Raw genomic sequence first — 23361 nt, forward strand, 5'->3', positions numbered from 1 at the left:
ATCGTCCCGTCCGTCGACGCCATCCCGCACACCACCAGATCGAAACCGGTCTTCTCGACCGCCTTCGCCAGCACCAGCGACGTCCCCATCACATCCGAACCGTGCAGACCGTCGTCCTCGACATGAACCGCCCTGTCCGCACCCATCGACAACGCCTTGCGCAACGCGTCCCGCGCATCCTCCGGACCCACCGTCACCACGGTGACCTCCGCGTCGTCCGCCGACTCCGCGATCTGCAACGCCTGCTCGACCGCGTACTCGTCCAGCTCCGACAACAGCCCGTCGACATCCTCACGGTCCAACGTCAGGTCATCGGCGAAATGCCGGTCACCGGTCGCGTCGGGCACGTACTTCACACAGACAACGATCCTCAAGCTCACGCCGGCTCTCCTACTGCATCGTCTTTTCCGGGGCTGCCTTGTTGCACGCAGCATAGGCGCCTGATGGGGCGTTTTCCGGTCGGGGCGACCGACGCTCCGACCGTCATATTACTCGCCAGTACACCCATCCGCCGCGCAATGAGCAAGCGCTTTGCACTGTGATCTGGCCAACGCCGGGCGCCCAGTCGCCCCAAGGAAAAACTCAGTCGCGCAGCGCTGTGAAACCGCCCTGGTGGTAGACCAGCGGACGGCCGCCGCCGACCGGATCGCCGGTGATCGCCTGAGCGATCACGATCCGGTGGTCCCCTGCCGGAACCCGGGCCACGACCCGGCAGACCAGCCATGCGAGCACACCGTCGAGCAGGGGGACGCCTTCGGGCCCGCTGCGCCATTCGGTGGAGGGACCGAAGCGGTCGGCCCCGCTGCGCGCGAAGGTGGCGGCCAGGTCCCGCTGGTGCTCGCCAAGTATGTGGACGCCGATGTGCTCGGTCCGGGCGATCACGGGCCAGCTGGAGGAGGAGGTGCCCACGCCGAAGGAGATGAGCGGCGGATCGGCGGCGACGGAGTTGAGCGAGGTGGCGGTGAAGCCGGCCGGCCGCTCGCCGGCGGCGGTGATCACGGCGACGCCCGCCGCGTGCTGCCGGAAGACGGAGCGGAGGAGGTCGGGGGTGGCCGTGCGGGGATTGCCGATCTCGGGTGATGCCGTCATGGAGATGTCCTTCTGCGCGTCGGATGTGCGGGGCCGTGGATGCTCAGGCACCCGGACAGCGCGCACTCGCGTTGCGGGCGAGGTCGACGTGGACCCGGCCGTAGAGAAGGAGTTCTGGCGGCATAGCGTCAGACTGACGATGGGTGGTGGGTGCAGTCAAGACCGTCCCATCAGGTGGGAGAAGCATCACGGTCCGTCATATGGCGCGGCCCAGTGCGGCGACGACGTCCGCGGTACGGGGCTGTCCGGCCGCCCGGCGGACGATCCGGCCGGTGGCGTCGAGGACGAGGACGGTGGGGGTGCGGCTGATGTCCAGGACGCGGACGAGAGTGAGATGCGCCTCGGCGTCGATCTCGATGTGCGCGACGCCGTCGACCATGCCGGCCACCTCCGCGAGGGTGCGGCGGGTGGCCCTGCAGGGCTGGCAGAACGCGCTGGAGAACTGGACGAGGGTGGCCTTCTCCCCCAGCTCGGCGCCCAGTTGGGCCGCGGTGAGCCGTTCCGCCTGCTTCTGCCCGTCCACCTTCGGCCTCCTGTCGGATCTCTGCTCAAGGGGTCAGCACCCGCGGGCCGCCGGACATTCCCTGCTGCGCCACGTGACGAGAATCTCCCGCCCCGGGCCCTCCGAGACTGGCCAGCGCGTCGCGCATACGGCACGATCGGCCCAATGCCGCAAACCTACGGCTGCGTAACTTCCGCCGGGAGAACCTCCTCAGGCGCTGAAGAAGGGTCTTCTCCAGATGGCAGAACTCGTCTATCGACCGGTCATCGGCGTCGCTCGTACGTTTTTCAAGGCGCTCGACCTGAAGATCGACACTCAGGGTTCGGAGCACATCCCGAAGACCGGCGGCGCCGTACTGGTCAGCAACCACATCAGTTACCTGGACTTCATCTTCAACGGCTTCGCGGCCCTGCCGCAGAAGCGGCTGGTGCGCTTCATGGCCAAGGAGTCGGTGTTCCGGCACAAGGTCTCGGGGCCGCTGATGCGCGGAATGAAGCACATCCCCGTCGACCGCAAGCAGGGCGAGGACGCGTACGCGCACGCACTGGCCTCGCTACGCTCCGGGGAGATCGTCGGTGTGTTCCCCGAGGCGACGATCTCGGAGTCGTTCACCCTGAAGAGCTTCAAGTCGGGGGCGGCCCGGCTCGCGCAGGAGGCCGGTGTGCCGCTGGTGCCGATGGCGCTGTGGGGGACGCAGCGGCTGTGGACCAAGGGGCGGCCCCGCAACCTCAAGCGCGACCACATCCCGGTGACGATGCGGGTCGGTGAGCCCGTGGAGGCCCCCACCGACCAGTACGCGGGTGCCATCACCCGGCGGCTGCGGGAGCGGGTGCAGGAACTGCTCGAAGCGGCCCAGCGCGCCTATCCGGTGCGCCCCAGGGACGCGAACGACACCTGGTGGGTGCCCGCCCACCTCGGCGGTACGGCTCCGACGGCCGCCGAGGTGCGCGAGCGCGGCTGACGAGGCCGCGCCGGGGCCGGCGGAAACGTCACTCCGGGGTGCGGACCGTGATCCGCGCCCCGGGGCTCAGCTTCTCCAGCCCCTCGACGAGTTCGGTGGCCGCCGCGTCGAGTTCGGCCGCCGTCATCGGTGCCATGCCCTCCAGCAGGAACACCGCGTTCACGGACTGCTCGGTCAGCCGGGTCCGTACGCCCTGGCGCCAGTTCCACCGGCGGCAGGTCACGCCCTCGCCGTCGCACCAGACGACCTCGCCGGGCTCGGGGTGCTCGACGGCCTCGGCTCCGCCCGCGACGGTGGCGAACGGCTCCGCTCCGGTGGCGCGGACCAGGCGCATGGCCCCCGCGATACGGTCGGTGTCCTCCCCGCCGACCGGGATCAGATGGGCGACGCTGACCGCGTTGTAGAGGTCGACGAGCTGGTTGATCCTCGGCAGCCCCGCGTCGGTCAGGGCCCGCTTGGCGAGGGCCTCGGCGGAATTGCGGGTGCGCGAGGGCTTCGCGCCGAACGCCGTGTAGACGTCGCGCCAGGCGGCCAGGTGCGGGTCCTCGTGCGGCGGCCGGTCCCCCAGCCGCCCCTTCAGACGGCGCGCCGCGTCGTCGAGGAGCGCGGCGCTCGCGGCGTCGCTGGGTCCGTTGACCAGGCCCCGCGCCTCGACGGCCAGGGGTGTGAAGCCGGGGGCGAGGGTGCGTACCTCGTCGGAAACGGTGAGCGTCAGGGACATGTCGTACCTCGTCTGGAGACGGTGGTTCAGAGTGCCGTGGGGAGCAGGCGCCAGAGTTCCGCGCGGTCCGCGGCCGTCCGCATGGCGTGCAGCACCTCGGACTGCGGTTCCGAATAGAGTACCGGATAGTCCACTTCATTGGACTCCGCACGGACCGGCCAGGCCAGCCGCTCCCGGTCGAGCGAGAACTGCGCATCCACCCCCGGCGGCACATTGCCCCGCGCGTCCAGGCGGTCCCAGCGGTCCCGGCCGGGGAGCCGCACGGCGATCAGTCCGTGGAGCACGCCGAGCGTGCCGTCGTCGTCGGCGAGGGCCTGGTAGCAGAGGGCCGCGGGGATGCCTTCCGCGCGCAGCAGAGCGGCGAGGGCGTGGGACTTGCCGTGGCAGATGCCGTTGCGGGTGGCGAGGACGTCCGAGGCGCGCCAGGCGACGCGCATGTCTCCGGAGTCGACGGAGTGCGGAATGGTGTCGCGGACGAAGACGAACGCAGCCTCGGCGTATGAATATGCGCCACTCGCCTCGGAGCGCAGCCGGGCGGCGGTTTCACGGACCACCGGATGATCGTGGTCGATGGCCTCATCGACGGCCAGGTATGCACCGATGTCGGGGTTCTGCTGAATCAGCTCCATGCCGGGTGAGCATAGAGAAGCGATCGACCGTGATCAATAGTTTTACGGTCGATCGCAACTCTATGCAGGATGACTCAGGCGGCCATCTCTTCCTTCAGGGCGAGGACGAAGGCGTCCACGTCGTCCTCCGTGGTGTCGAAGGCGCACATCCAGCGCACGTCGCCGGCCTTCTCGTCCCAGAAGTAGAAGCGGAAGCGCTTCTGCAGGCGCTCGCTCACCTCGTGCGGGAGCCGGGCGAACACGGCGTTGGCCTGGACCGGGTGGATGATCTCCACCCCGTCCACGGCACGCACGCCCTCGGCGAGCCGCCGGGCCATGGCGTTGGCGTGCCGGGCGTTGCGCAGCCACAGGTCACCTGCGAGCAGCGCCTCCAGCTGCACGGACACGAAGCGCATCTTGGAGGCGAGCTGCATCGAGAGCTTGCGCAGGTGCTTCATGGCCCGCACGGCGTCCGGGTTCAGCACGACGACGGCCTCGCCGAACAGCGCCCCGTTCTTGGTGCCGCCGAAGGAGAGCACATCGACGCCGACGGTGTTGGTGAAGGTGCGCATCGGCACGTCGAGGGCGGCGGCGGCATTGGCTATGCGGGCGCCGTCGAGGTGGACCGCCATGCCGTGCCCGTGGGCGTGCTCGCAGATGGCGCGGATCTCGGCGGGGGTGTAGACGGTGCCCAGCTCGGTGTTCTGGGTGATCGAGACGACCTGCGGCATGGCGCGGTGCTCGTCGTCCCAGCCGTACGCCTCCCGGTCGATGAGCTCGGGGGTGAGTTTGCCGTCCTCGGTGGGCACCGTGAGCAGCTTGAGCCCGCCGACCCGCTCGGGGGCCCCGCCCTCGTCCACGTTGATATGGGCCGACTCGGCGCAGATGACGGCACCCCAGCGGTCGGTCATCGCCTGGAGCGACACGACGTTGGCGCCCGTTCCGTTGAAGACCGGGAAGGCCTCCGCGGTGGGGCCGAAGTGGCTGTGCATCACACGCTGGAGGTGTGCGGTGTACTCGTCCTCGCCGTAGGCGATCTGGTGACCGCCGTTGGCGAGGGCGAGCGCCGCCAGGATCTCCGGGTGCGTGCCCGCGTAGTTGTCGCTGGCGAAGCCGCGGACCAGCGGGTCGTGATGACGACGCGCGTCGGTCCTTACGGGTGCGGGGTCAGCCACAGGCGCTTTCCGTTCACTTCCGGGGCGGGCCGGTCCCAGACGCCGGCGATGGCATCGGCCAGCTCCCCGACGTCGGTGAAGCCCGCGAACTTCGCATTCGGGCGCTCGGCGCGCATGGCGTCGTGCACCAGTGCCTTGACGACCAGGATCGCAGCCGCGCTGTTCGGACCCTGCTCGCCCCCCTCCTTGCGGAAGGCGTCCGCGAGGGCGAGGGTCCAGGCCTCGGCCGCCGCCTTGGACGCGGCGTACGCGGCGTTTCCCGCGGTGGGGTTGCTCGCGCCGGCCGCGCTGATGAGCACGTACCGCCCGCGGTCGCTGCGTCGCAGACCGTCGTGGAAGGCCAGTGAGGTGCTCTGGACCGTACGGATCAGCAGCTTCTCCAGCAGCGTCCAGTCCGCGAGGTCGGTCTCGCCGAAGCTCGGGCTGCCGCGCCAGCCGCCCACCAGGTGGACCAGGCCGTCGATGCGGCCGAACTCCTTCTCGGTCTTCTCGGCCCATTCCCGGGCCGCGGCGAGGTCGGTCAGGTCGACGGTGTCCCCGGTGACGGTGGCGCCCCCGTGGGCGTACCGTGCCGCGTCCACGGCCTCCGCGAGCCTGGCCGCGTTGGCGTCCGACGCGACGACGACGGCGCCCGCCTCGGCCAGTCGCAGCAGGGCCGCCCGGCCCGCCGGTCCGGCCGCGCCCGCGACCGCCACGACCGCCCCTTCGAGCGCACCGCTCCCGCTGCCCGTGCCGTTTCCGTTCATGGCCACCGCCTCCTCACGACGTGCGCTCACGCGGCCGCCCGCCCGGCGTCCGCGGCGGTGATCCCCTTGGTGGAGGCGATCACGTTCTTCAGTTTCTTGGAGAGCGCCTCATAGAACATGCTCAGGGGAAACTCGTCCGGAAGCACGTCGTCGACGAGCTTGCGGGGAGGCTGGTTGAGGTCCAGGGCGTCGGGGCCCTTGGCCCAGCGGGATCCGGGGTGCGGCGCGAGGTAGGTCGCGACCAGGTCGTACGCGGCGAACCAGTGCACCAGCTTGGGGCGGTCGATACCGTCCCGGTACAGCTGCTCGATCTCGGCGCAGAGCTGGTTGGTGACCTGCGGGGCGCGTTCCCAGTCGATCCTGAGGGTGTTGTCCGTCCAGCGCACGACGTCGTGCTTGTGGAGGTACGCGAAGAGCAGCTGGCCGCCCAGACCGTCGTAGTTGCGCACCCGCTCACCGGTGACCGGGAAGCGGAACATCCGGTCGAAGAGCACGGCGTACTGCACGTCGCGCCCCTGACGGACTCCGTCGGCCTCCAGTTTCACGGCCTCCTTGAAGGCGGTGAGATCGCAGCGCAGCTCCTCCAGGCCGTACATCCAGAACGGCTGGCGCTGCTTGATCATGAAGGGGTCGAAGGGCAGGTCACCGTGGCTGTGGGTGCGGTCGTGGACCATGTCCCAGAGCACGAAGGCCTGCTCGCAGCGCTGCTGGTCGCCGACCATCTCGCGGATGTCCTCGGGCAGGTCCACCCCCAGCAGTTCCACGGCGGCCTCGGTGACACGGCGGAAGCGGGCCGCTTCCCGGTCGCAGAAGATGCCGCCCCAGCTGAAGCGCTCGGGGGCCTCGCGCACCGCGATGGTCTCCGGGAAGAGCACGGCGGAGTTGGTGTCGTAGCCGGAGGTGAAGTCCTCGAAGGTGATCCCGCAGAACAGCGGGTTGTCGTAACGGGTCGCCTCCAGGTCGGCGAGCCACTCGGGCCAGACCATGCGCAGCACGACCGCTTCGAGGTTGCGGTCGGGGTTGCCGTTCTGGGTGTACATCGCGAAGACGACCAGGTGCTGGAGTCCGTCGGCGCGGTCCCTGGCCGGCTGGAAGGCGAGCAGCGAGTCGAGGAAGTCAGGGACGCCGAAGCCCTCGGCACCCCAGCGGCGCAGGTCCCGGACCAGGGCGTGGTGGTAGGCGGCGTCGTGGGGAAGCAGCGGGGACAGCTCCTCGACCGCCGCGGTCACCCGGCGCAGCGCCTCCTCGGCGCGTGCCCGCTCCGGCGCGTCGTCGGCACCGAAGTCGATGGAACCGTCCTTCGACTGCCAGGGGCGGATCTCCTCCACGGCACTCTTGAGCGCGGACCAGGCCGGGTGATCCACCACCCGTTCCGCGGAAGCTATGCCCCCGCCGACACCGTCATGCACAAGAATTTCCGTCATTGCTCTTCCTCCACAGGAGAACCTCGCGTCAAACAACCGTATCCATGTGCGGTTCTCCGAGACAAGTGGGGTCCGGGAAATTATCCTGCGCTGCCCCATGGTCACCGTGATTCTTCCTGCCTTACGCGACCCGGACGGATTCTTCCGTCGGGTGGGAGGCGTCCTCACGGGGTGCCGGGCCGGGATCGCCTACGGTGTGCGGTCATGCCGGGCGCCCCGTGGGGTAGGAGCGGCACGGGCGCAAGCAACGACGGAAGCGAGAGTGTCTTGTCTTTTCTCACCATCGGTCATCGCGGTGTGATGGGGGTCGAGCCGGAGAACACCCTGCGGTCGTTCGTCCGCGCCGAACAGGCCGGGATGGACCTCATCGAGCTGGATCTCCATCTGAGCAAGGACGGCGCGCTCGCCGTCATGCACGACGCGGAGGTGGACCGCACGACCGACGGCACGGGGGCGATCGCCGACAAGACCCTGGCGGAGCTGCGCGAGCTGGACGCCGGGCGGGGCGAGCGGGTGCCGGTGTTCGAGGAGGTGCTCGACGCCGTCCGGTCCCCGATGCAGGCCGAGATCAAGGACGTGGCGGCGGCCCGCACCCTGGCCGAGGTGATGACGCGGCGCGCCCTGGTCGACCGGGTGGAGGTCATCTCGTTCCACGACGAGGCCGTCGCGGAGGTCGCGCGGCTGGTGCCGGGGGTCCGCACCGCGCTGGTGGCCAGCCGGTGGGGCGACGACGTGGTGGACCGGGCCACGGCGGTGGGCGCCACCCGTCTGGTGCTCAACATCCGGCGCATCACGCTGGAGCTGGTCGAGAAGGCGCACGCCCGGGGGCTGACCGTGGTCGGCTGGGTGGTCAACACCCAGGACCATCTGCGGCTGGCCCGCGGGCTCGGCCTGGACGGGGCGACCACCGACTTCCCGGAGATCCGCCGCGCGGGCCGCTTCACCGCGTGAGGACCGTCGCCGGCTCCCCGTGGCCAGGAACCGCCCCCGGCCGGAGCCGGGGGCGGTCGTCGCTCATCCTTCGGTGAGGTCCTTGACCAGCAGCTCGAAGGCGAGGTCGTCGCGCTGCGGGATGCCGAAGCGCTCGTCGCCGTACGGGAAGGGGGTCAGCTTCCCGGTACGGCGGTAGCCGCGGCGCTCGTACCAGGCGATCAGCTCCTCGCGCACCGAGATGACGGTCATCTGCATCGACCGGACGCCCCAGGTCTCCCGGGCGGCGCGCTCCGCCTCGGCGATGATCACCTTGCCGAGTCCCGCGCCCTGCTCGGCGGGGCGCACGGCGAACATGCCGAAGTAGGCGGTGTCCCGGCGGTGTTCGAGCTGGCAGCAGGCGACGAGCGCACCGTCACGCTCCACCATGAGGAGCCGGCTCCCCGGCGCCTCGATCACCCCGCGCACCTCCTCCGGGTCGGTGCGCTGCCCCTCCAGGATGGCCGCCTCGGTGGTCCAGCCGGCCCGGCTGGCGTCGCCCCGGTAGGCGGACTGGACCAGGTCTACGAGAGCCGGCACGTCCGCCTCGGCCGCGTCACGGAAGGTCAGCTGTCCCGGGTCCCTGGTCGGGGCGGTGTCCATGGCGGGTCTCCTCGTCTGTGCCGGGGCGGTGCGGCAGCAGCGTAACTCCCGGGTCCGTACCGGACGCCCCGCGTCCGGGGTGCGGACCGACCCGCCGGACGGCGCCGCCGACCGGTTCACCCCCCACGCGCGCTCCCCCTTCGCTCCTGTGCGCCGCGTACGGGCGTGCGGCCACGGGCAGCTTCTGAGCGGCGGCGACACGGGTCGCCGGGGGGAGGTCGCGCTGTGCACGGACCGGGCATGTCCGGCTGGCTGCTCACGGCGCTGTGCGCGCTGACGGGGGCGTACTGCCTGCTCCGCGCCCGCGGTACGTCCGGGGAGGCGCGCCGCGGGGCGCGGGCGGAGGCGGTGATGGGCTTCGGCATGGCGGCGATGGCCCTGCCCACCGCGGTCCTCGCCCCGCCCGCGTGGGGATGGTCGGTGTACGCCGCGCTCTTCGGCGTCGCCGCGCTGCGGGCCCTCTGGTACGCCCGGCGGGGCCGCCACCATCTGCACCATCTGGTCGGCTCGTCGGCGATGGTCTACATGTCCCTCGTGATGGCACGGTCGGGCGGGGCGGGCCACGGCGCCCACGCCTCGCACGCGATGGCGGCCGCCGGGGGTGTGCCGCTGCTGACCGGGCTGCTCCTCGTCTACTACGCGGGGTACGTGCTGCGCGCCGGGACCCGGCTCATACCCGTGGGTGTCGCCCCGGCACCGGGCGGCGCGGCGGCGTCGGGCTGGGGGGCCCGGCCGGAGCTGGCGCTGGCGTGCCGACTGACGATGGCGCTGGCGATGTTCGCCATGCTGCTCACCCTGTGAGACACCGGGCAGGGTGAAACCGTGGCGTACGTCACTTGGCGAGCACAGCCATACCCGTGCGGACCGCGGCGCTCATAGGCTGACGCCATGGTGGTCTCCGTCGTTCTGCTGCTGCTCGGTGTGCTCGCCGCCGTGGTGACACCCCGGTTGATGGCGCGGGCCGAATGGCCGGAACGCGAGCCCGTGGTGGCGCTGTGGGTGTGGCAGTGCGTGGTGGCGGGGGTGCTGCTGTCGTTCGCGCTGTCGATGACGTTCAGCGCGGCGGCCGCCTGGCAGGCCGTGCGCGGCCATGTGTTCGCCCCGGCCCCGCACGCGGTGGTGGAGGCCTACGCGCTGGGATCGTACGGACCGTGGTCCGCCGTGATGGCCGTGCTGCTGGGGCTCGGCGGGGTGTGGACGGCCGCGATGCTCACCCGCGAGATCCGGCGCGCCCGGCAGGAACGGCGCCGCCGCCGCGACGAACTGTTGGTGCGTTCCCCGCTGCTGCCCGGCGAGGAGCCCGGCAGCAGCCGGCTCGTCGTGCTGGAGGGCGAGCGCCCCGACGCCTGGTGGCTGCCGGGCGCCGCTCCGCAGCTGGTCGTCACGACCGCCGCGCTGGGGCGGTTGAAGGGCCGTCAGCTCGACGCGGTCCTCGCCCACGAGCAGGGGCACGCCAACGCGCGCCACGACTGGCTGCTCAACTGCTCGGGGGCACTGGCCTCCGGCTTCCCGCAGATCCCGGTCTTCGCGGCGTTCCGCGGCGAGATGCACCGGCTCGTCGAACTCGCCGCCGACGACACGGCGTCCCGGCGTTTCGGGCGGCTGACGACCGCCCTGGCCCTGGTCGAACTGAACGAGGACCGGGGGGTGTTCGGGCCCTGCCCGCCGCCCGGTACGCAGATGCCGGAGCGGGTCAGCCGGCTGCTGGCACCGGCCGGGCGGCTGACGGCGGGCCGGCGGCTGGGGCTGACCGCGGCGGCGACGCTGCTGCCCGCGATTCCGCTGCTGGTGGCGTTCGTGCCCGCGCTCGGGACCCTGAACTAGCGGAGCGCTCCGAAGGGGTTCCGTCCCGGCGCGGAACGGTGAAGTCGGCGCGCGGGGATGGCTTCGGCCGGTGACGGTCGGCGAAGATCCCCTCATGTCCTCCCTGCTCCGCTCCCCCGCACCCTCCGTCCGCACCCGTGCCGCCGCGCCGCTGCTGCGGGCCGGGGCGGTGTGCGCGTTCCTCGCCCTGGCCGTGCTGGTGCCGGTGGCCGCGCGCTGGTCCCCGTTGATGCGCCTGGACCGGGACATCGCGCAGGCCCTGCACCGGCGGGCGGTCGTGGAGCCGGGGTTCGTCCGGGTCAACCGGGTGCTGACGGACTGGGTGTGGGACCCGTGGACGATGCGGGCCCTGATCGCGGTGGTGGCCGTGGTCCTGTGGTGGCGCGGTGCCCGGCTGCTCGCGGTCTGGGTCGCGGTGACGGCGGTGGTGGCCAATGTGCTCCAGCAGGCCCTGAAGGCCGCGGTCGGCCGGCCTCGTCCGCACTGGCCCGACCCGGTGGACTCGGCGCACTACGCGGCGTTCCCGTCCGGACACGCGATGACGGCGACGGTGAGCTGCGGACTCCTGGTGTGGCTGGTGCACCGCTCGGGCGCCGGGCGCGGGGTCCGGTGGACGGTTCTGGGTCTGGCGGTCCTCTCGGTGCTCGGGGTCGGTCTCACCCGGCTCTATCTGGGAGTGCACTGGCCCTCCGACGTGCTGGGCGGCTGGCTGCTCGGCGCCGCCCTGGCGGCCCTGGCAGCGGGCGCGTACGAACGGCGGGAATCGCGCCACCCCACGGGTTCCGGCTGAACGGGCGCCCTTGCCCGGTTTCACGGCCTCCGCGAGGATCGGGGCCATGGCGATCAAGGGTGTGCTCTTCGACTTCTCCGGGACGCTGTTCCGGATCGAGTCCGTCCGGGCGTGGCTCACCGGGGCCCTGGCGGAGCGGGAGGTGGAGCTGGGGGCGGCGGAGTTCGAGCGGTGTGCCCGGGAGCTGGAGGCCGCGGGCGCGCTGCCGGGCGGCCCGTCCCCCCGGCGGGTGCCCGAGCGGCTGGCGGAGGCATGGGCGCTGCGCGACGAGAGTGCGGCGCGGCACCGGGAGGCGTACATCGGACTGGCCCGCCAGGTGGAGCTGCCCGATCCGGGGCTGTACGACACGCTCTACGAACGGCACCGGCTGCCGGGCGCCTGGCTGCCCTACCCGGACGCGGCGGAGGTGCTGGCCGCCCTGAGCGACGAGGGGGTCGCCGTGGGTGTCGTGAGCAATATCGGCTGGGACCTGAGGCCGGTGTTCCGGGCCCACGGGCTCGACCGCTGGGTCGACGCGTATGTGCTGTCCTTCGAGTACGGCATCCAGAAGCCGGACGCACGGCTTTTCCGCACGGCCTGCACACTTCTGGGACAGGATCCGGCCGATGTGGTGATGGTGGGGGACGACCGTGTGGCGGACGGCGGGGCGGCCGCACTGGGGTGCGAGGTGCGGTTCGTGGACCATCTGCCGGTGGACGAGCGGCCGGACGGGCTGCGGGAGCTCGAACTGACCCGCCGGGTTGCCTGAGACACATGTGAGAGATGTCCCTGACGCCCAATGGGTCCGATAGTCACATCAGGGCCTTAGCCTGGGAGGTATGTCCCCGACTCCGTGCCCGTCCTCCTCCGTGCGCTCCGCAGCCGACGTGAATGACGACATTCGCGAGCTGTGGCAGCGCTCGGGCGGGCAGCTGTCGCCGGAGGACGAGGAGGAGTACCAGCGGCTGCTGGTCGAATGGGCCGCCGCCACCGGCGGCAGCGCCCGGTCGGCCGCCTGAGCACCCTCTCCCCTCGGGAACCCTCCCCCGACACCCCCGTGTCCGCGCGGTCACGACGCGCGGTCCCGCCCGGTGACACACCGGACGGGACCCTTTGCTGCGAGGACGCCGCGGCCGGGACGGCCGGCCGCGGGGTCAGCGGTCGAAGTAGTCCGGCTGGGTCTGGACGTTCAGCTCGTCCGTCCGCACCCGCTTGGCCGGGTCGGTCCGCCGGTCGTCGATCCTCAGGACGTCGAGCCCCTTCTCGATGTCGTTGGAGTAGATGTAGCCGTTGTAGTAGTACGCCGACCAGGGGCCGGCCGTGGAAACCTCGTCCAGGGTGACGGGGCCGCGCTCGAAGTATCCGATCTCCCTGGGCTTCGAGGAGTCGGTGAAGTCCCACACGGAGACCCCGCCCTGGTACCAGGCCTGGACCATCAGGTCGCGGCCCTTGACCGGAATGATCGAGCCGTTGTGCGCGACACAGACCTCGGTGTCGGCCTGCGGGCGGTCGATCTTGAAGTAGCTGCGGAAGACCAGTTTGCGGTGGTCGCCGCGGCCGACGATGTCGTAGATGCCGTCGGCACCGCGCTTCGGGCCGATCTCCTCGTTGCAGGTGGCCGCTCCGCCGCCGCCGAGTTCGTCGGTGAAGACGACCTTGTCCGCGCGCTGGTTGAAGGTGGCGGAGTGCCAGAACGCGAAGTTCACGTTGTCCTGGACCCGGTCGATGATCTTCGGGTGCTCCGGGTCCTTGATGGAGAACAGCAGCCCGTCACCCATGCACGCCCCCGCGGCCAGGTCCTTGGACGGCAGCACGGTGATGTCGTGGCAGCCCGTCGTCTTGGACACACCCGGGTTCTCGGGGGCGCCCGGGTTCCCGCCGTCCGGGAAGAGGACCGGGAAGTTGACGACGCGCGCCTGTTCGGGCGCCTTGCGCGGCACCTTGATGACGGAGATCCCGTCGTGCGGCGGCTGGCAGTCGGGGAACGTCGCGCTCGGCGAGTACGAGGACACGTACACGTACACGTCGTTCCGCTCGGGCACGAGCGTGTGGGTGTGCGAACCGCACGCGGTCTCGACGGCGGCGACGTACTTCGGGTTGCGCTTGTCGCTGATGTCGAAGACCTTCATGCCCTCCCAGGAGGACTTCTCCGTGGCGGGCTGGGTGGTGCTGCTGCACGAGTCGTCGCTGCGCGAGGAGTCCGTGGAGAGGAAGAGCAGGTTGCCGGAGACGGAGATGTCGTTCTGCGATCCGGGGCACAGCACCTGGGCCACGGTGCGGGGCGCCTTCGGGTTGCTGATGTCGAAGATCCGGAAGCCGTCGTAGTTCCCGGCGAAGGCGTACTTCCCCTGGAAGGCGAGGTCGGTGTTGAGGCTGCGGAGCGCGTCCTTGGGCACGTTGGCGACGTGGGTGACGTTGGCGCTGTGGACGATCTCGTCCACCCCCGGCACCTCACCGCTGCTGATCGCGGCGGCCGCCTCGGCCCGGCCGCTCGTGGAGAGTTCGGTTCTCTGCGCGGGCACGTCCCCGGGGTCGGGTGTCGCGGCCGCGGGTCCGGCCATCAGCACGGTGGCGAGCAGTCCGGCGGCGGCAGCCGCCACGCCCAGACGTCTGCGCCGCACCGGGGTGGTGTGCAACGAGGTCACTGCGTCCTCCCATGGTTCGGTAGGTAGTTGACCGGTTCACGGACTCCGGCAGTATGGTCCTTGCCATGCCCATACCAACAGATGGCAACAAGAACGTCACGAAAGTTTTTGATCGACGCTGTGCGTAGACGTGCTAGGACAGAGCGCAACCGCCCAACCCTCAATGGAGGTCGCTTTGTTGCTACGTCGCCGCACCCTCCGTCCGCGCGGACGCGTCCTCGCCGCGGCCGTCGCCGCCCTGCTCCTCTCGGCCGGCTGCGACGCGAACGGCGGTGACGAAGGGCCCGACACCCGTACCCACGAGGCCGGTTCGGTCGTGGCGCCGGGCAGGCCGGGCGAGCCCGCGCGAACCCTCTCGCCCTCCCAGGCCGCGAAGGAGGCCTCGGTCGACTCCCCCAACGCGGCCGACGTCACCTACGTGCGGCGCATGATCCAGCACCACACCCAGGCCCTGGAGCTGACCGCGCTCGTCCCCTCCCGCGCCCGCTCGTCCTCCGTCAAACGCCTCGCCGAACGCATCACCGCCGCCCAGCGACCGGAGATCGGCGCCATGCAGGGCTGGCTCTCCCGCCACGGCAAGGACGAGAAGGCCGCCGGCCACCAGGACCACACGGCGATGCCCGGCATGGCCACCCCCGCCCAGCTGAAAGACCTCCGCGCGGCAAAGGGAACGGCCTTCGACCGGCTCTTCCTCGACCTGATGATCACGCACCACCGGGGCGCCGTCACCATGGCCACCGAAGTGCTCTCCCAGGGCAACAACGTGCAGGTCGAGGAAATGGCCGACGACGTGATCGCCCAGCAGACCAGCGAGATCGAACGGATGCGCGCTCTGTCCCCGTGAGGGGCCCTGCCGACGGCCGGTCGGCCCGCCGGGCCGCGCGCGGGCACCTGCCGTGCCGGCTCGGCGCCGATCGCGCAGCCGTCGCAGCCGATCGGCGGAGCGGAGCGGCGCAGGTGCCGAAACCGGATGGCCTACAGCCTCATGCCCGGTCATCCTGGGCTGATGGGAGACAGAGCCAACGTCATCGTGGTTCGCGAGAACGGGAAATATGAGTTGTACCGGACCGGCTGGGCGGTCGGGATCGACCTCGACCTGCTGGAAGGGCCGACGCCGGTTCTCGCCGTGCTTCCCGGACTCCGCCGAGACGGCTGGTGGTTGGACGACAGCATGGCTCAGGGCGGGATACTGCTCGACCTCGGCCGGAAGGTGCTCCTGTTCTTCGCCTGGGAAGGGCCCAGCACTGAGCTCCGCCACCGTGCGGCCGTGTTCGAGCTGATCCGAGCAGCGTGGCCCGGTTGGGAGGTCCGCTGGCTGTACGACGGATCGCCCGAACTGCGTGAGTACGTCGGACTGGACCCGGAGTACGTCCGCTGCCGCGATTCGGCACCCTCTGTGGCCCCGCTCCTGGCCCCCGACGACGAGGACTTGGCCGGGCCCGACCCGGGCGGTGTGGTGATCACGGTCAGCACCGGTCGCTGCCACGTCGCTTCGGACGCCTTCGACCACCCTGTCCGCGAGGGCGCCGCCCTTGTCGACCGCCTGGCAGACGCCCCTGGGCACGGAGTCTGCCGCCTGCACGTCAACGCCGGCATCCACCTCGACCCGGAACGCCGCCGCCTGGGCTGGTGGTCCCTCTACTCCTCGCCACAGGCTTATCAGGTACCAGAGTTGTGGCGGGACTGGACGGTGGAGTTCTGGCAGGACGACTGGGAACGGCACGCCAGAGCCAGCGACTGCTTCACTCCGGCGGCGTTCGATGCCGGAGAGGAAGCCCGAACTGCGGTGCTCGTCGAGGCCGGGGAGCGCCGGGCCGTTCGGGCCCGCAACCGCGCGCAGGTCGCCCTGCTACGGACCACACCGCCTCGACACCAGGTGGGACGACCGGAACCGGTTTGATCATGGACGACTGGCCCACATCACACGTTCAAGCCCACGTGGTGACACTGAATGCGTGATGTCGGTCCACCGTGTGAGATCAGGGGTGGTCTGGTTCCGGCTCCGACTCGGTCCATGAACACGCTGCTACGTCGAACCCGAGGTCTGCGATCGCCACACCTGACGGGTCAGCGTCCTCGGTCGTAGATCGCCCGCAGCCACGGTTCCCCGACGGCGGGCATCCGCGCCAGCGTGTACCGGAACGCCTGTCTGGACGGCTGGAACGGGTACCAAGGGTGCGGCGGCAGCGGGTCGTCCCGCTCCACGCCTGCCGGCAGCCCGCCGACCACCGGCAGCCGGGTCCGTTGCGGCGGGAAGGCGAGCTCGGCCCAGAGCGCGGCATCCATCGGTACCGGCACCGCCCCGGCACGCGGCTGCCACATGCCTCCGGTCTGCGGATGGACCGGCACCAGCACCAGGTCGGTGGCCGGCTCGCCCAACCCCGGTCCCGCCAGGTCCAACCGCTTCGCACCTTCCCCGGCGGGCAGCAGCGCGCCGAGTGCCGGGCCGAGGAGGTCGGCTGCCGGCCCGGGCACCACCTCGACCGGCGCACCACCGGATGCCACCACCACATGGGCGAGAGCCACGCCCGCCGGGATGTCCCGGTACACGCTGAGTCGGTGCCACAACGCGCCGGTGGTCAACAGCTCCGCCCAGTCCATGACCGGCCGCTCCGGCGGGCCGGGCAGCAGCACTACCGCCTGCGGGAGGAGCCGGACGACCTGCCAGCATCCGCAGTCGTCCATCCTCGTTCCAACCGGCAGATCACAGCCCAGGCAGGCAAGGTTTGGCCCGTCCCTCCCGTCGATGCCCCTGCAGTAGCCCCCTGCCCGCTCAAGGATCAGCCTCGACCCTCGCATGTCGCCGGGCGCGAGGAGAACGGTGTCCGACGGACCGTCGGACAGCGCGCCGAACGGCGCGAAGTGCCCCCGATCCGCCGCCTCGCCTGCCTCGACCTCGTCCCACTGCTGCCACGGCGGCCCGTACGGTGCGGGGTCGACGGCGTAGGATCCGGCCTCCAGCAGGGGAGGGTGCAGCGTCTCCCAGTGAGCGTCGGCCAGGTGGATCGGCAACGCCACCTCCGACACCGCCGCCGTCAGGACCGCACCGCAGCCCGCACACCCGAACACCGCCAAACTGTCCCCTCCCGCCGTCGAAGCACCAGCATCCCACCAGGCAGTCGGACCGGGGAGCAAAGGCTTTTCGGGCGACGCCAACACCCCCGGCAGAGTCTCCCGCGCTGGGTGGAGGTGGCGCTGGAAGCAAGGGCCGATCTGATGCAGTCCCGAACGGTCGCCACACGCAACGACAAGCGCGGCTACGTCTCCTGGCTACCGCGGCCGCCGTCGCCATCCGGCTTCGTACATGAGCTCCTACGCGACCCAGCAGTAGACGCTCCGGTCCTGGCACCGCGCCTGGAGCAGCACTCTGCCCAGAGCGCCGCCCAGGTGCGAGGCTGGAGGAACCCTCGGGAGTGAGGTGTGTCGTGCTTCGTGTCGCCGTTGTCGGCTCCGGCCCCAGTGGGATCTATGCCGCGCAGGCCCTGGTGGCCCAGGATCTGGTTCCGGGGGTGCGGGTCGACGTGCTGGACCGGCTGCCGTGTCCGTACGGGCTCGTGCGGTACGGCGTGGCGCCCGATCACGAGAGGATCAAGTCGCTTCAGCGGGGTCTGCGGTCGGTGCTGGAGCACGAGCGGGTGACCTTCGTCGGGAACGTGCCGGTGGGCGCGGGCGGGGTGGAGCCGGGGCGGCTGGCCGGGTTGTATCACGCGGTGGTGTACTGCGTGGGGGCCGCGGCGGACCGGTCGCTGGGGATTCCCGGCGAGGAGCTGCCGGGCAGCCGTTCGGCCACGGAGTTCGTCTCCTGGTACAGCGCCCATCCGGATACGGCGACGGGGCGTTTCGGGCTGCGGGCCCGTACGGTCGTGGTGATCGGGATGGGCAATGTGGCGGTGGACGTGGCCCGGATCCTGGCCCGGGGTGCGGAGGAGCTGCGGCCCACGGACGTGCCGCAGTCCGCGCTGGGTGTGCTGGCGGGCAGCCGGGTGCGGCAGGTGGTCATGGTCGGGCGGCGCGGGCCCTCGCAGGCCCGGTTCACCACGAAGGAGCTGCGGGAGCTGGGGGCGCTGCCCGGAGCGCGTGTGGTCGTCGAGCCGGCGGAGCTGGCCCGGGATCCCTGGTACGCCGGTCCGGCACCGGATGCTCCGTCGCCGCCCGCGGTGGTGCGGCGGAATCTGGACGTTCTGCGCGGCTGGGCCGCGGCGGGTCCGGTCGACGGGGACGTCTCGGGGCGCCGGATCGCGTTGCGGTTCTTCCTGCGCCCGGTCGAGTTGCTGGAGCGCGGTGGCCGGGTGGCCGGGGTGCGGTTCGCCCGGACCGGGCCCGACGGCGAGGGCGGAATCCGGGACACGGGGGCGTACGAGGACATCGCCGCGGAGCTGGTCCTGCGGGCGGTCGGCTACCGGGGCGTGCCGCTTCCCGGGTTGCCCTTCGATCCGGTGCACGGGACCGTGCCGCACCGGGCCGGGCGGGTGCTCAGGGACGGCGTGCCGTCACCCGGGGAGTACGTCGCGGGGTGGATCAAGCGGGGGCCGACCGGGGTCATCGGGTCGAACCGGTCCTGCGCGAAGGAAACCGTCGCCTCGCTGATCGAGGACGCGCCGCTGCTCGCGCACCGCCCGGCCGCCCCCGACCCCCTGGCGGTGCTGCGGTCCTGGGGGCTGCGTCCCGTGGAGTGGGACGGCTGGCAGTCCATCGAGCGCGCGGAGGCGGCCCTCGGGCGTTCGCTCGGCAGGGGGCCGGTGAAGATCCCGGACTGGCCGGGGCTGATGGGCGCCGCCCGGGGCGACGGGGGGTAACCCGCGCCGGACAGCCCGCGCCCGGCGACGCCTCGGGAGGCCGGGCGGACCGGCCCGCCCGGCGCCCGGCCGCAGGTGGCGGTTCAGCCCTCGGCGAGGCGGGCCGCCTGGCGGTCGGCGGCTTCGAGGATGCGGTCCAGCAGGCCCGGGAAGAGGGCGTCCAGGTCATCGCGCCGCAGGCCGTTCATCTTGGCCGTGCCGCGGTAGATCTGCTGGACGATGCCGCTCTCGCGGAGCACCCGGAAGTGGTGCGTGGTGGTGGACTTGGTCACCGGCAGGTCGAACCGGGAGCAGGTCAGTTCGCTCTCGGCGGCGGCCAGTTCACGGACGATGCGCAGGCGCACCGGGTCCGCGAGGGCGTGCAGGACCGGTTCCAGCCTGATCTCGTGCCGTGCGGGGTGGGCCAGCGCGCGGGCGCCGGCCACCGGGTCGGTGGCGCTGGCAGGGGTCACGTCTCGCTCCGCATCGTCGCTCGGTCCGGCCCTCCATAGTACGAGGTGCGTCGTAGGAGAACGAAGGGGCGCCGTATAGGACAGGAACTGTCCTGAAGCCTGCCTACTGTGGTTCTGCGGCCGGGCACCCGCCCCGGTCCCCAGGAGGCGCGGACCCATGACCGACACGGTGGAGCAGGCACTTCCCTTCGCGCGGCCGACCGCGCTGGAGGCCTGGTTGGAGGAGCACCACGAGAGCCGGGACGGGCTCTGGCTGAAGATCGCCAAGCGGGGGTCCGGGGTGGCGTCCGTGACCGCGTCGGAGGTGATCGACACGGCGCTCTGCTTCGGCTGGATCGACGGGCAGCGCAAGTCCCTGGACGCCGTCTACTACCTCCAGCGGATCTCTCCCCGGCGGCGCCGCAGCCCGTGGTCGCTGATCAACGTGGAGAAGGTCGCGACGCTGACGGAGGAGGGCCGGATGCGTGCCGCGGGGCTCGCCGAGGTGGAGGCGGCCCGTGCGGACGGGCGGTGGGCCGCCGCGTACCCCTCGCAGAGCCGGGCCACCGTGCCGGACGACCTCACGGCCGCGCTCGCGGCGAACGAGGCGGCGCGCACCTTCTTCGAGGGGCTGAGCAGGTCGGACCGCTATCTGGTGCTGCTGCGACTGATGACGGCGACGACGCCCGAGGTCCGGGCGGCGCGTCTGACGAAGGCCGTGGCCACGCTGGCGGCGGGCCGGAAGGTCCGCTGAGGTCCGGTCAGCCGCGCACCGGGCCGGAAGGTCCGCTGAGTCCCGGTCAGCCGCGCAGCAGTTCGGGGTCCTTGGCGAGCGAGGCCAGCCGGTCCGCCGGGTCGGCGATCAGCCGCCGGGTCGTCAGATCGAGGATGCCCGCCACGCCGGTGATCTCGGCGGCGACCGTGCCGTCCTCCTTGAGGATCTGCTGCGCGACCGTGAAGGTCTTGCCCTGCCCGTAGTCGAAGCGGCAGGACACCCGGACCCGTTCGCCGCCGCGCAGTTCGCGGCGGAACTTCACGGTGACTTCGAGCGCGACGGGTCCCACGCCGTCGGCCAGCAGCTTCTCCTGGGGGAGCCCGGCCGCCCGTAGCAGTTCCCAGCGTGCGTGCTCGGCGTACTGGAGGTAGACGGCCTGGTTGAGGTGGCCCTGCGTATCGAGTTCGTAGCCCCGTACGGTCACATCCACGAAGAAGGTCATGAACGGCGCAACAGCGCCCCCGCTTCCGGCATTCCCGCAGGCCGGGTCGCGCGGATCACCTCTCGGCGGGGTGCGCGAGCAGTCGGTCGACCAAGGCGTCGGTGTAGTCCGGCGCCAGGGGGACGACACCGAACAGCACCCGGAGATAGAGCGGTGCGAGCACGCCGTCCAGCACGTCCAGGACGTCGGGGGCGTCCTCCCCCCGGGCGCGGGCCCGCTCCAGCATGCCGTCGACCTGGGCCGAGCGGACGGCCAGGAACCGGTCACGGGCGGACACGCCGTCGGGGCCCGCGGCAAGGGCGGTGACCACGGTGCGCAGCAGGGCCAGTCCGTCCGGTCCGGTGACGTCCTGGGCGGCCTTGGCGGCGAAGGCGCGCAGATCACCGCTGAGGCTTCCGGTGTCGGGCACGGGCGAGTGCGCGGTGAGCCGGCTGACGACCACGTCCATGAGCAGCGCCTCCAGTGTGCCCCACCGGCGGTAGACGCTGCTGTCGGCGACCTCGGCGCGCGCCGCGACATCGGCGACCGAGAAGGCGCCGTGGCCGCGTTCGGCGATCAGCTCCGTGGCGGCACGGTGGACCGCTTCGCGGACCCGGGCGCTGCGGCCACCGGGGCGGCGGGCGGGCGGCGGGGGCGGCGGGGCGACGGTGGCGGGGTCCTGGTTCACACCGTGAAGACTAACGCAGTAATTTCTTGCGTTAGCGGGGAGGGTGCGTCTACGGTCCTGCTCCCAGCCGTACATGAACCGGTCCGCCCTTGCGTGAGGAGCACCCGATGCCGCCGATCCCCTCCGTCGACCGCCCCGCGCCGCCGGATCCGGGGCGCGGTACCCGCCCCGAGGTGACGGAACGCATCGAGAGGGCGCTGGCCATGACGGGCGCGGTGGTCGCGGTGGTCGACGAAGCCGCCTGGTCGTCGCCGACGCCCTGCGCGGGCTGGGACGCGCGCACGACGCTGAACCATCTCGTCGGCGGCATGCGGATCTTCGCCGCCGAGCTGACCGGCACCGACCCCGGCGGCGCCCACCACGACGACTGGCTGGGCACCGATCCGGCGGGCGCCTACGCCCGTGCGGCGGAGGCCGACCGCGCGGCCTGGCGGCGGGCCGCCGGGAGCGAGGAGGCGCTGGCCTCCACCACGGTGCGCCTCGGGTTCGGCACGGTTCCGGGCCCCCTGGCGGCGTTGATCCACCTCACCGAGGTCCTGGTGCACGGCCTCGATCTGGCGTGGGCCGTCGGCCGTACCGACCGGGTCGACGAGGAACTGTGCGAGGACCTGCTGTCCCGGGCGCGACGGACGGGCATGGACCCGTTCCGCCGGCCCGGCATGTTCGGTCCCGAGCGCCCGGCCCCGGCGGACGCCCCGGCCCGGGTGCGGCTGGCCGCGTATCTGGGCCGGCCGGTCGCGGCCGGGGGCTGACCCCGGTCCGCCCGACGGGGACGGCCGGGACGGCAGGCACGGCAGGCACGGCAGGCACGGCAGGCACGGGGTTGGGTCCGCGCGGGGTGCGGTCCGCACCGGACCGCACGTCCGCACCCGGACCGCACGTCCGGACCCGGGCCGCCGGACGTGCGGCAGGGACCGGGCGCCCGGCCGGCCGGAACCGTGCGGGGACGTCGTGGCCTGTCAGTCCCCCGGCGCGTCCCCGCCCCGTCCCAGGTGCGGGAAGCGCAGTTCCGTACGGCTGGTGAAGATCTCGTCCGGGCGCAGCACCGTGGTGGGCTGGTCCGGCCGGTTGGGCGAGTCGGGCAGGTGCTGGGTCTCCAGGCAGACGGCACCGTGCCGGGTGTGGCTGCCGCCGCCGGGCGCGGTCAGGGTGCCGTCGAGCTGGTTGGCGGTGTAGACCTGGATGCCCGGTTCGGTGGTCCACACCTCCATGGTGCGGGCGGCGTCCGGGGCGGTGAGCCGGGCCGCCCGGCGCAGCGCGCCCGGGGTGGCGGGGGCGTCGAGGACCCAGCAGTGGTCGAACCCACCGGCCCGGCGGACCTGGGCGTGGGGGTCGGCGACGCGTTCGGCGAGGAGCTGCGGGGCCGTGAGGTCGAAGGGGGTGCCGGCGACCGGGACGGCGGGTCCCTCCGGGATGCCCTCCCCGTCGACCGGGAGGTAGTGCCCGGCGTCGACCTGGAGCGTGTGCCCGAGGATGTCGCCCCGGTCGGTGAGGTCGAAGTACGCGTGGTTGGTGAGGTTGACGACCGTGGCGCGGTCCGTGGTCGCGGTGTAGTCGAGGGCGAGGGTGCCCGCCGTGTCGAGGGTGTACGTCACCGTCACGTCGAGCGCGCCGGGGAAGCCCATGTCGTCGGCGGGGCTGTGCAGGGTGAGCCGGAGGACGGCGGACTTGTCGTCGGCCTCGCCCTCGGCATGCCAGACGCGGGTGTGGAAGCCCTCGGGGCCGCCGTGGAGGGCGTGGCCCCGGTCGGTGGGCGGCACCTGGTGGGCCGTTCCGTCGAGGGTGAAGCGGCCGTGGGCGATGCGGTTGGCGAAACGGCCGATGAGGGCGCCGAAGAAGGGGTTCTCGCCGGTGTAGGCGTCGAGCGACTCCAGGGACCGGACGACCGAGGCGGGTCTGCCCTGGGTGTCCGGCACAGTGAGACGGTGCAGGATGCCGCCGTAGGTGAGGATCTCGGCCCGGACTCCGGTGCCGGAGTCGAGCGTCCAGACGTCGACGTCCACGCGCCCGTGGGCGCCGAACGGTGTGCGTGTCGCGGTGGGGCGAGGCATCAGTTTCCTTGGGACGGGCGGGGCAGCCGGGCGGGGCCGGGCCGGGCCCCGCCGCAGAACGGCGGGGCGCTCCCCGGTGACGCGCGCCCGGCCCCCGCGTGGGGGCGGATCCGGCGTCGCGCGCCAGGGCGTGTCCGGAAGGTGGCACCGTCCGCCCGTGGCA

At 72.0% G+C, this 23361-nt stretch carries 27 protein-coding genes; 12 read left to right on the forward strand and 15 right to left on the reverse strand.

Going from position 1 to position 23361, the window contains the following annotated elements:
* The 3 genes from ACFVDM_RS12145 to ACFVDM_RS12155 all read right to left on the reverse strand — a co-directional run.
* Positions 1-380, reverse strand: a 380-nt coding sequence (locus tag ACFVDM_RS12145; protein WP_383636835.1) for an electron transfer flavoprotein subunit beta/FixA family protein, incomplete at its 3' end; no start/stop codon positions are given.
* Positions 381-582: 202 nt separating this feature from the next.
* Positions 583-1089, reverse strand: coding sequence for a flavin reductase family protein (locus ACFVDM_RS12150; RefSeq protein ID WP_383636838.1), 507 nt, complete (start codon positions 1087-1089; stop codon positions 583-585).
* Between the two features lie 196 nt (positions 1090-1285).
* Positions 1286-1612, reverse strand: a complete 327-nt coding sequence (locus ACFVDM_RS12155; RefSeq protein ID WP_383636841.1) for a TlpA family protein disulfide reductase — start codon at positions 1610-1612, stop codon at positions 1286-1288.
* 217 nt (positions 1613-1829) lie between these two features.
* Between ACFVDM_RS12155 and ACFVDM_RS12160 the strand changes: the two genes are divergently transcribed.
* Positions 1830-2552 carry a lysophospholipid acyltransferase family protein gene (locus tag ACFVDM_RS12160; protein WP_383636844.1) on the forward strand — a complete coding sequence of 241 codons (723 nt, stop codon included), beginning with the start codon at positions 1830-1832 and terminating at the stop codon, positions 2550-2552.
* Positions 2553-2580: 28 nt separating this feature from the next.
* Here ACFVDM_RS12160 and ACFVDM_RS12165 read toward each other — a convergent pair whose 3' ends face one another.
* The 5 genes from ACFVDM_RS12165 to ACFVDM_RS12185 all read right to left on the reverse strand — a co-directional run bounded on the left by ACFVDM_RS12165 (position 2581) and on the right by ACFVDM_RS12185 (position 7226).
* Positions 2581-3273: a B3/4 domain-containing protein gene (locus tag ACFVDM_RS12165; protein WP_383636847.1), complete on the reverse strand. Its 693-nt coding sequence runs from the start codon at positions 3271-3273 to the stop codon at positions 2581-2583.
* Between the two features lie 26 nt (positions 3274-3299).
* Positions 3300-3902 carry a transglutaminase family protein gene (locus tag ACFVDM_RS12170; protein ID WP_383636850.1) on the reverse strand — a complete coding sequence of 201 codons (603 nt, stop codon included), beginning with the start codon at positions 3900-3902 and terminating at the stop codon, positions 3300-3302.
* Between the two features lie 74 nt (positions 3903-3976).
* Complete coding sequence (locus ACFVDM_RS12175; RefSeq protein ID WP_383636853.1) at positions 3977-5056, reverse strand: threonine aldolase family protein; 1080 nt, start codon at positions 5054-5056, stop codon at positions 3977-3979.
* Positions 5035-5802, reverse strand: coding sequence for an SDR family NAD(P)-dependent oxidoreductase (locus tag ACFVDM_RS12180; protein WP_383636856.1), 768 nt, complete (start codon positions 5800-5802; stop codon positions 5035-5037). Before ACFVDM_RS12180 ends, ACFVDM_RS12175 begins: the two co-directional genes overlap by 22 nt.
* A 26-nt stretch (positions 5803-5828) precedes the next feature.
* Positions 5829-7226 carry a DUF6421 family protein gene (locus ACFVDM_RS12185; protein ID WP_383636859.1) on the reverse strand — a complete coding sequence of 466 codons (1398 nt, stop codon included), beginning with the start codon at positions 7224-7226 and terminating at the stop codon, positions 5829-5831.
* Between the two features lie 267 nt (positions 7227-7493).
* Between ACFVDM_RS12185 and ACFVDM_RS12190 the strand changes: the two genes are divergently transcribed.
* Positions 7494-8177, forward strand: a complete 684-nt coding sequence (locus tag ACFVDM_RS12190) for a glycerophosphodiester phosphodiesterase (RefSeq protein ID WP_383636861.1) — start codon at positions 7494-7496, stop codon at positions 8175-8177.
* A gap of 63 nt (positions 8178-8240) precedes the next feature.
* Here ACFVDM_RS12190 and ACFVDM_RS12195 read toward each other — a convergent pair whose 3' ends face one another.
* On the reverse strand, positions 8241-8798 hold the full coding sequence (locus ACFVDM_RS12195; RefSeq protein ID WP_383636864.1) for a GNAT family N-acetyltransferase: 558 nt from the start codon (positions 8796-8798) through the stop codon (positions 8241-8243).
* 225 nt (positions 8799-9023) lie between these two features.
* Between ACFVDM_RS12195 and ACFVDM_RS12200 the strand changes: the two genes are divergently transcribed.
* The 5 genes from ACFVDM_RS12200 (at position 9024) to ACFVDM_RS12220 (ending at position 12410) form a co-directional block, all read left to right on the forward strand.
* A complete protein-coding gene (locus tag ACFVDM_RS12200) occupies positions 9024-9599 on the forward strand; it encodes a DUF5134 domain-containing protein (protein ID WP_383636867.1) in 576 nt (191 codons plus the stop codon).
* An 87-nt stretch (positions 9600-9686) separates the two neighbouring features.
* Complete coding sequence (locus ACFVDM_RS12205; protein ID WP_383636870.1) at positions 9687-10622, forward strand: M56 family metallopeptidase; 936 nt, start codon at positions 9687-9689, stop codon at positions 10620-10622.
* 94 nt (positions 10623-10716) lie between these two features.
* Positions 10717-11412 carry a phosphatase PAP2 family protein gene (locus tag ACFVDM_RS12210; RefSeq protein WP_383636873.1) on the forward strand — a complete coding sequence of 232 codons (696 nt, stop codon included), beginning with the start codon at positions 10717-10719 and terminating at the stop codon, positions 11410-11412.
* A gap of 46 nt (positions 11413-11458) precedes the next feature.
* A complete protein-coding gene (locus ACFVDM_RS12215; RefSeq protein WP_383636875.1) occupies positions 11459-12160 on the forward strand; it encodes an HAD family hydrolase in 702 nt (233 codons plus the stop codon).
* Between the two features lie 70 nt (positions 12161-12230).
* Entirely contained in the window at positions 12231-12410 is a 180-nt protein-coding gene (locus tag ACFVDM_RS12220; protein WP_383636878.1) for a hypothetical protein, read from the forward strand.
* Positions 12411-12545: 135 nt separating this feature from the next.
* Here the strand turns inward: ACFVDM_RS12220 and ACFVDM_RS12225 are convergent, their stop codons facing one another.
* Positions 12546-14036 (reverse strand): LVIVD repeat-containing protein, encoded by a 1491-nt coding sequence (locus tag ACFVDM_RS12225; protein ID WP_383636881.1) that lies wholly within the window; start codon positions 14034-14036, stop codon positions 12546-12548.
* 175 nt (positions 14037-14211) lie between these two features.
* Between ACFVDM_RS12225 and ACFVDM_RS12230 the strand changes: the two genes are divergently transcribed.
* Positions 14212-14880, forward strand: a complete 669-nt coding sequence (locus ACFVDM_RS12230) for a DUF305 domain-containing protein (protein ID WP_383636884.1) — start codon at positions 14212-14214, stop codon at positions 14878-14880.
* A gap of 126 nt (positions 14881-15006) precedes the next feature.
* Positions 15007-15936: a hypothetical protein gene (locus ACFVDM_RS12235; protein ID WP_383636887.1), complete on the forward strand. Its 930-nt coding sequence runs from the start codon at positions 15007-15009 to the stop codon at positions 15934-15936.
* A 167-nt stretch (positions 15937-16103) separates the two neighbouring features.
* Here the strand turns inward: ACFVDM_RS12235 and ACFVDM_RS12240 are convergent, their stop codons facing one another.
* Positions 16104-17111 carry a hypothetical protein gene (locus tag ACFVDM_RS12240; protein ID WP_383636889.1) on the reverse strand — a complete coding sequence of 336 codons (1008 nt, stop codon included), beginning with the start codon at positions 17109-17111 and terminating at the stop codon, positions 16104-16106.
* Between the two features lie 350 nt (positions 17112-17461).
* Here ACFVDM_RS12240 and ACFVDM_RS12245 point away from each other — a divergent pair, with 350 nt between their 5' ends.
* A complete protein-coding gene (locus tag ACFVDM_RS12245; protein ID WP_383636892.1) occupies positions 17462-18832 on the forward strand; it encodes an FAD-dependent oxidoreductase in 1371 nt (456 codons plus the stop codon).
* Positions 18833-18915: 83 nt separating this feature from the next.
* On the opposite strand, the gene ACFVDM_RS12250 is transcribed toward ACFVDM_RS12245, so the two are convergent.
* Positions 18916-19284 (reverse strand): ArsR/SmtB family transcription factor, encoded by a 369-nt coding sequence (locus tag ACFVDM_RS12250; RefSeq protein ID WP_383636894.1) that lies wholly within the window; start codon positions 19282-19284, stop codon positions 18916-18918.
* Positions 19285-19441: 157 nt separating this feature from the next.
* Here ACFVDM_RS12250 and ACFVDM_RS12255 point away from each other — a divergent pair, with 157 nt between their 5' ends.
* Positions 19442-20017, forward strand: coding sequence for a YdeI family protein (locus ACFVDM_RS12255; RefSeq protein ID WP_383636897.1), 576 nt, complete (start codon positions 19442-19444; stop codon positions 20015-20017).
* Positions 20018-20063: 46 nt separating this feature from the next.
* On the opposite strand, the gene ACFVDM_RS12260 is transcribed toward ACFVDM_RS12255, so the two are convergent.
* Entirely contained in the window at positions 20064-20480 is a 417-nt protein-coding gene (locus ACFVDM_RS12260; protein WP_383636900.1) for an acyl-CoA thioesterase, read from the reverse strand.
* A gap of 55 nt (positions 20481-20535) precedes the next feature.
* Positions 20536-21147 carry a TetR/AcrR family transcriptional regulator gene (locus tag ACFVDM_RS12265; protein WP_383636903.1) on the reverse strand — a complete coding sequence of 204 codons (612 nt, stop codon included), beginning with the start codon at positions 21145-21147 and terminating at the stop codon, positions 20536-20538.
* Between the two features lie 107 nt (positions 21148-21254).
* Here ACFVDM_RS12265 and ACFVDM_RS12270 point away from each other — a divergent pair, with 107 nt between their 5' ends.
* Positions 21255-21899, forward strand: coding sequence for a TIGR03086 family metal-binding protein (locus tag ACFVDM_RS12270; protein ID WP_383636906.1), 645 nt, complete (start codon positions 21255-21257; stop codon positions 21897-21899).
* 207 nt (positions 21900-22106) lie between these two features.
* Here the strand turns inward: ACFVDM_RS12270 and ACFVDM_RS12275 are convergent, their stop codons facing one another.
* A complete protein-coding gene (locus tag ACFVDM_RS12275) occupies positions 22107-23198 on the reverse strand; it encodes an aldose epimerase family protein (protein ID WP_383636909.1) in 1092 nt (363 codons plus the stop codon).
* Between the last annotated feature and the right edge of the window lie 163 nt (positions 23199-23361).

The organism is Streptomyces sp. NPDC057682, from assembly GCF_042799575.1.
GTDB lineage: Bacteria > Actinomycetota > Actinomycetes > Streptomycetales > Streptomycetaceae > Streptomyces.